The sequence below is a fragment of the Sutterella seckii genome (genome assembly GCF_009183815.1).
Classification (GTDB): Bacteria; Pseudomonadota; Gammaproteobacteria; order Burkholderiales; family Burkholderiaceae_F; genus Sutterella; species Sutterella seckii.
In genome coordinates, this window is the sequence record NZ_WEHX01000009.1 from 42,579 (window position 1) to 49,157 (window position 6,579).

The 6,579-nt window shown below is 60.7% G+C and carries 4 protein-coding genes; all 4 read left to right on the plus strand.

What is annotated here, in order from left to right:
• Positions 1–148 precede the first annotated feature (148 nt).
• The 4 genes from GBM95_RS03085 to bamA all read left to right on the plus strand — a co-directional run bounded on the left by GBM95_RS03085 (position 149) and on the right by bamA (position 6,408).
• A complete protein-coding gene (locus GBM95_RS03085; RefSeq protein ID WP_152157741.1) occupies positions 149–1,318 on the plus strand; it encodes a metallophosphoesterase in 1,170 nt (389 codons plus the stop codon).
• A 39-nt stretch (positions 1,319–1,357) separates the two neighbouring features.
• Positions 1,358–2,524, plus strand: coding sequence for a 1-deoxy-D-xylulose-5-phosphate reductoisomerase (dxr, locus tag GBM95_RS03090; RefSeq protein ID WP_152157742.1), 1,167 nt, complete (start codon positions 1,358–1,360; stop codon positions 2,522–2,524).
• 14 nt (positions 2,525–2,538) lie between these two features.
• A complete protein-coding gene (gene rseP / locus GBM95_RS03095; protein WP_152157743.1) occupies positions 2,539–3,897 on the plus strand; it encodes an RIP metalloprotease RseP in 1,359 nt (452 codons plus the stop codon).
• Positions 3,898–4,059: 162 nt separating this feature from the next.
• On the plus strand, positions 4,060–6,408 hold the full coding sequence (gene bamA / locus GBM95_RS03100; protein ID WP_152157744.1) for an outer membrane protein assembly factor BamA: 2,349 nt from the start codon (positions 4,060–4,062) through the stop codon (positions 6,406–6,408).
• Positions 6,409–6,579: the final 171 nt, after the last annotated feature.

Below are 6,579 nucleotides of genomic sequence, written 5' to 3' on the forward strand. Positions count from 1 at the left end.
AAAGAAACCGATACAAAAGACCGTTCCCGGGATCTTCTCTTTTTGCTTCCAATTTCCGCTTTCCCGTTAATCTTTGGGTGTAATCCCTGATATGTCGGAGAATCCCTCTCTCCCGCACCGAACTCTTTTTGTCACGCTTTCCTAGAACATGCGTTTTGCCGTCTTTCATCTGATCATGGCCCTCTGGGTGCTCTGGCGCTTCGTGCTACCGCTCAGAATGGCAAAAGGCGCAAAATGGGCGCTCGCGCTCGTCATTGTTGCGGTTTCCCTTTTTTCCACCGTCACGACGCTCTTCTTCGGGGGGCTGCTTTCGCCTGAACTCCCGCGAGCTGTGCTGATTGCGGGAAATTTCGGCGAAGCGGTGCTTCTCTTTCTCACGGTCTTCACGCTTCTGAGAGAAGTCGTAATTTTCTTCTCCGTCCTTGCAGGCCGCTCGGGCGAGAAGCTCCATCGGGCGGTGCAGCAGGACCGCCGCACGGCGATCGGCCTGGGGGCGTTGAGCGTCGGCTTCGCCGCTTTCGGCATCAAAAAGGGCATTGAAGTGCCCGAGGTGCGCTACCACACGGCGAAAATCCAGGACCTTCCCCCGGAACTTGAGGGCTTTGAATTCGTTCAGCTCTCAGACACCCACTGCTCTGCGCTTCTGACGGAGCCTCATGCGGAAGCGCTTGTTGAGCGCGTCAATTCGCTCCATCCCCGGCTCATTCTCATGACGGGCGACTTTGTCGACGGTGCGGTTGAGCGGCGTGAAAAGGACATTGCGCCCTTTGCCAAACTGAGGGCCGAGTACGGCGTCTGGGGGTGCGACGGCAATCACGAGCACTACGGCGACTACCCGCGATGGGAGGAGAAGTTCGCCCAACTCGGCATCCGGGTTTTGAGAAACGAGCACGCCGTGCTTGAGGTCGAGGGAAACGACGGCAAACCGGCCAGACTCTGCCTCGGCGGCGTCTGCGATCCGATGGCCGCTCGTTTCGGCCGCGAGCTTCCGGATGTCAGGAAGACCTTCGCTGGCGCGCCGGATCCTAAAGCCGTTCCCCGCATCCTGATGGCGCATCAGCCTAAGATGTTCCCGCGCTACCGCGCGAACGAGGAATTTGCGCTCCAGCTCTCGGGCCACACGCATGGCGGCCAGATCATCGGCATGGATCGTGCTGTCGCCATCATGAACGGCACCTATGTGCGGGGGTTCTACCGGAGTCCGGAAGGAACGCTTCTTTACGTGCATCCGGGCTCGGGCCTCTGGAACGGCTTCCCGATCCGCGTGGGCGTGCCCTCTGAAATTGCAGTGATCCGGCTTGAGAGAAGAAGAGCCTGATCGAAAAAAATAAGAAAAGACGAATAACGGATTAAAGACATGCAGAACATCGCACTCCTCGGCGCAACGGGCAGCATTGGACGCTCGGCGCTTGCCGTGGCGGCTCTTCACCCCGACCGCTATCGCATTCATTCCATCGCGGGCGGAAGCCGCGTCGCGGAACTCGTTGAAATTGCCAAAAACGTTCACCCGAAGCACGTCGTCATTGCGGATGAATCGAAGTACGGGGACCTCCGGCAGGCGCTCGCCGATGCCGGATTGAAGGATGTCGAAGCGCATGCAGGCGCGGCAGCGGTCCGCTCGCTCGCGGAGGACCCGGAAGCCGATGCGGTGCTGCAGGCAATCGTGGGCGCGGCGGGCGTTGCGCCCACCTTTGCGGCCGCTAAAGCCGGAAAGCGCCTCATGCTCGCCAATAAGGAGAGCGTCGTCTGCGGCGGCGCGCTCCTCATGAAGACGATGGCGGAAAACGGCGCCGAGCTCCTTCCCGTCGACAGCGAACACAGCGCGGTCTTTCAGTGCCTCGTAGCCGCCGACGAGAAGATGAAGAAGGCGGCGCGGATCATCCTTACCGCCTCGGGCGGACCCTTCCGCGGGCGGCGCGATCTTTCGGGAATTACGCCCGAAATGGCCGTGAAGCACCCGCGCTGGAGCATGGGCCGAAAGATCAGCGTCGACAGCGCCACCCTCATGAATAAGGGGCTTGAGATTATTGAAGCCTCCTGGCTCTTCGGCTTCCCAGAAGACAGGATCGACGTTCTCGTGCACCCCGAATCGATCATCCATTCGATGGTGGAGTTTGCCGACGGCGCGGTGATGGCTGAGCTCGGAACCCCAGACATGAAGACCCCGATCGCGGTCGCCATGAGCTGGCCCGAAAGAATCGCAAGCGGGACGGAACGGCTTAATCTCGCAAAGCTCGGGAAACTCACCTTTGAAGCGCCCGACACGGAAACCTTCCCGCTCCTCAAGCTCGCACGAGAGTCGCTGAGAAAGGGCGGCATCGCATCGATCGTGATGAATGCCGCGAACGAAGTAGCTGTTGCCGCCTTCCTCGAGCGGAAGCTCTCCTTCACAGGGATTTTCGACGTGGTGACCGCGATGACGCGAGGGTTCGAAGCGCCGGCGCCGGCTTCGGCAGAGGAAATGCTTGCGGTTGACGCCGAGGCCCGCCGCCGTACGGCGGAATTCATGGCAAAGCGCCGCTAAAGGAACATTGAAGCATGGGATCGTTATCGGTGCTTTTGGCCGTCGTCGGATTTCTTCTCACGATCGGCGTTGTCGTGCTCATTCACGAGGGCGGCCACTATCTTGCCGCCAAGTGGCTCGGGTTTGCCGTGAGGCGCTTTTCCATCGGCATGGGAAAGGTTGTCTGGAGAAAGAACGCCTGGGATACGGAATTCGCGCTTTCCCTTCTTCCGATCGGCGGCTACGTTGCCTTTGAGGAAGAGGAAAAGCGTGAGGACGGCACCCCCGTCCAGGGAATTCTTTTTGAAAAGGGACCCCGCTGGCGGCGCGCCATCGTGATCGCGGCCGGCCCCCTCATGAATTTTGTGCTTGCGGTGGCGCTCTTCACCGCCTCGGGCGCCATCGGCGTCTCTGATCTTGCGCCCTATGTGACTGCGGCGCCGGGTTCTCAGGCGGAAGCGCAGGGAATTCACCGCATGGATCGCGTTACTGCTGTTGCCGGGCGGCCGATTGCGGGCGTGACGGACTTCAACGCGACGCTTCTTGAGCAGACGGGGCGGCCGGACGTTCGGATCGAATTCGAGCGAAACGGCGAACCCTTCGTGCGGCATTTCGACCTCACGGGAGTGACGCTCGAGGACGCCACCCGGACGAAGGGCCTCATTCTTCCGAAGCTTGGGTTCCTCCTCGCGGGGAAAGGCGTTCTGGTGGTGGATGCCATTGCCGGGGGACCAGCCGCTCAGGCGGGCTTGAAGGCGGGAGACCTGATACTCCGGATCAACGGCGAACCTTCGGACTTCCAGACCTTCGCATCAATGATCCGTACGCATGCCGGAAAGCCGCTTGAGCTTGAGGTGCAGAGCCTCGCCTCCGCGGATGCGCCGGTTCGACAGCTTACGATGACGCCGCGGGCAGAGAAGGATGGGAAAACGGGCGCGCTTTCGGGGAAGGCTGATCTGCGTTTTGCAGAGGGGGTCGAGCGCGTGACGGTGCGCCGCGGTCCGATTGAGTCTCTTTCTATTGCCGTCGACAAGGTGATCGGCCTCACGCGCTTCCAGGCAGAAGCCGTGGGCGATATGGCCAAGGGGGAATTAAGCACCGAGAATCTCTCGGGCCCCGTCGGCATTGCCGGAATGGCGGGGAGCGCGCTCACGGCCGGCCTTTCGGCCTTCCTTGAATTCCTTGCCCTTATTTCCATCGCGATCGGCTTCATGAATCTGATTCCGATTCCGGCGCTTGACGGCGGGCAGCTCGTCATCCTCGGCATTGAAGCCCTGATGGGGCGGGATATTCCAAGGGGCGTACGGGAAAAGCTCGGCGCCGTCAGCATGGCGCTTCTGATCCTTCTTGCCGTCTACGTCACGGTGAACGATGTCGGACGGCTCGGAGGGTGACGGCTTATCGCTTCAGGCAGTCCATTTCGCATAGCCCGGGATGCTTCGGCCCGTTAGTGCCTTGTGGTAACCTTAGAGCCGATTTTTATCGGGTTCCCGCTGCGGACTTTTTCAGGTAGCGCGAGCCTTCAGGCCGAACGCCCGGCCCTCATACCGTTTCGAATGAAGAGAGAGTTCGTTTTGCAGCTCCATCAACTCAACCGCCTGGCGGCCGGCATCACTGCCGCCTTTCTTTTCGCCGGATCGGCTTCGGCCTTCGTCATCTCGGATATCCGGGTTGAAGGCCTGACGAGAACAGAACCCGGCACGGTCTTCTCCCACCTGCCTTTCCGCGCCGGCGAGGACTACACGGCTGAAAAGGGCGTTCGCGCCATTCATTCTCTCTACCAGTCGGGGCTCTTCCGCGACGTGACGCTCTCGCAGGACGGCGACGTCATCGTGGTCCGCGTGATGGAGCGTCCGGCCGTAGCAACGATTGAGACGCACGGCATCAAGGCCTTCGACAAGGAAGCCGTTGAAAAGAGCCTGCGCGATGTCGGCATGGCCGAGGGCCGCATTTTCGACCACGCGATTCTTGAGCGCGCCGACCAGGAACTGAGAAGACAGTACCTCGCCCGCGGCTATTACGGCGCCAACGTGACGACGACGGTGACGCCGCTCGAGCGCAACCGCGTGCGGATCACGATCAATGTGGACGAGGGTTCCGCTTCCTCGATCGCCTCGATCCGCTTCACCGGAAATTCGCTCTTTGATTCCGACGATCTGCTCGACCTCATGCAGCTCGGAACCCCCAACTGGTTCTCCTGGTACACGAAGCGCGACCTCTATTCACGCGAGAAGCTCGCGGCAGACCTGGAGACGATCCGCTCCTTCTACATGAATCAGGGCTACCTCGACTTCCGGATCGATTCGGTCCAGGTTTCGATTGCCCCCAATAAGTCCGACGTCTACATCACGATCAACCTCACCGAAGGCGAAAAGTACACGATCCGCTCGGCGAAGCTCCAGGGCGACATGCTCGGGCTCGATGATCAGCTGAATGCGCTCGTGACCTTGAAGGAAGGCGACATCTACAACGCTCAGGCCGTGAAGGACGTGTCGACCGCGATTACGGACAAGCTCTCCACGCTCGGCTACGCATTTGCGAGCGCCAATCCCAATCCGATTTCGGACCCGGAAAAGCGCACGGTCGACATCGTCTACACGATCGACCCGGGCCGCCGCGCCTACGTCCGCCGCGTCAACATCACGGGCAACAACCGCACGCGCGACGAAGTGATCCGCCGCGAAGTGCGTCAGTACGAAGCCGCCTGGTTCGACAGCGACAAGGTGAAGCTTTCGCGCGACCGCATCGACCGTCTCGGCTACTTTGAGACCGTTACGGCCGAACCCAAGCCCGTTCCGGGCACCCGCGATCAGGTCGACCTTGAGGTGAACGTGAAGGAACGTCCGACGGGCTCGATCTCGCTTGGCGCCGGCTACTCCACTTCGGAAGGCATCATTCTTTCGGCGGGCTTCGCGCAGAACAACGTCTTCGGTACCGGCAATTCGGTGTCGGTCGACGTGAATACGTCGAAGTCGCAGCGCACCTACGCGCTCTCCGTGGTTGAACCCTACGTGACGCCCGAAGGCGTGAGCCGCTCCTACGAAATCTACGACCGCCGCGTCGACCTCGAGGAACTCGACGTTGCCGACGTGAAGTACGAAACGTACGGCGCGGGCGTGAGCTGGGGCATTCCGTTCACGGAACTCGACCGCATCTTCCTCGGCACCCGCGTTGAATCCACGACCGTGGACACCAACCGCAATTCGCCACAACGTTACATTAACTACGTTGACCAGTTCGGCGACAACCCGATCAGCGTGGCGCTCACCGCCGGCTGGTCGCGCGACAGCCGCGACAATTCGCTCGCGCCGACGCGCGGCGTCTATCAGCGCTTCTCGGGCGAATTCGGTCTTCCGGGCTTCGACATTCAGTACTACAAGGCGACCTATCAGTACCAGCACTTCATTCCGCTTTCGCGCACCTGGACCCTTGCCTTCAATGGCGAAGTGGGCTGGGGCGACGTTTACGGCAGCACCGAACAGTTCCCATTCTTCAAGAACTTCTACGTGGGCGGCATCGGCTCGGTGCGCGGCTTCGAGTCGGGCACGCTGGGTCCGAAGGACTATTCGGTCGACAACGACGGCGACAACCTCGGCGGCGACCGCATGCTGACGGGCAATATTGAAATCCTCGCGCCGCTCCCGGGCGGCGACAGAACGCTGCGCATCTTCGGTTTCCTTGATGCCGGTTATGCCTGGGGTTATGAAGGCTATCTGACAGCTTCTAATACCACTGCCTACAGACGACAAAAAGTCGACTTCGGCGACCTCCGCTACTCGACGGGCTTCGGCGTAGCATGGATTTCGCCCCTCGGGCCCTTGAAGTTCTCGATTGCCTTCCCGCTGAACGACCAGGAAGGCGACGATACGCAGCGCTTCCAGTTCCAGATCGGTACGGGCTTCTGATACCAGCCTCATCCGAATCCAGAACGCAAACATAAAAGCCGCGTCCCGGAAAATGATTCCGGCGCGGCTTTTTGGTGCGCTCGGCAGCGCACGTGTGTCTATGTGGTGAAAGTCCACTGACCGCCCGAGAAGGGGAAGGTCTAGCGACTCGGCAGAGTCAGGGAGGCAACA

Bases quoted from the DNA above. Each gene is read 5' to 3' on its own strand.
- GBM95_RS03085 (WP_152157741.1), top strand. From the start codon at position 149: ATGCGTTTTGCCGTCTTTCATCTGATCATGGCCCTCTGGGTGCTCTGG.
- dxr (WP_152157742.1), top strand. From the start codon at position 1,358: ATGCAGAACATCGCACTCCTCGGCGCAACGGGCAGCATTGGACGCTCG.
- bamA (WP_152157744.1), top strand. From the start codon at position 4,060: ATGAAGAGAGAGTTCGTTTTGCAGCTCCATCAACTCAACCGCCTGGCG.
- rseP (WP_152157743.1), top strand. From the start codon at position 2,539: ATGGGATCGTTATCGGTGCTTTTGGCCGTCGTCGGATTTCTTCTCACG.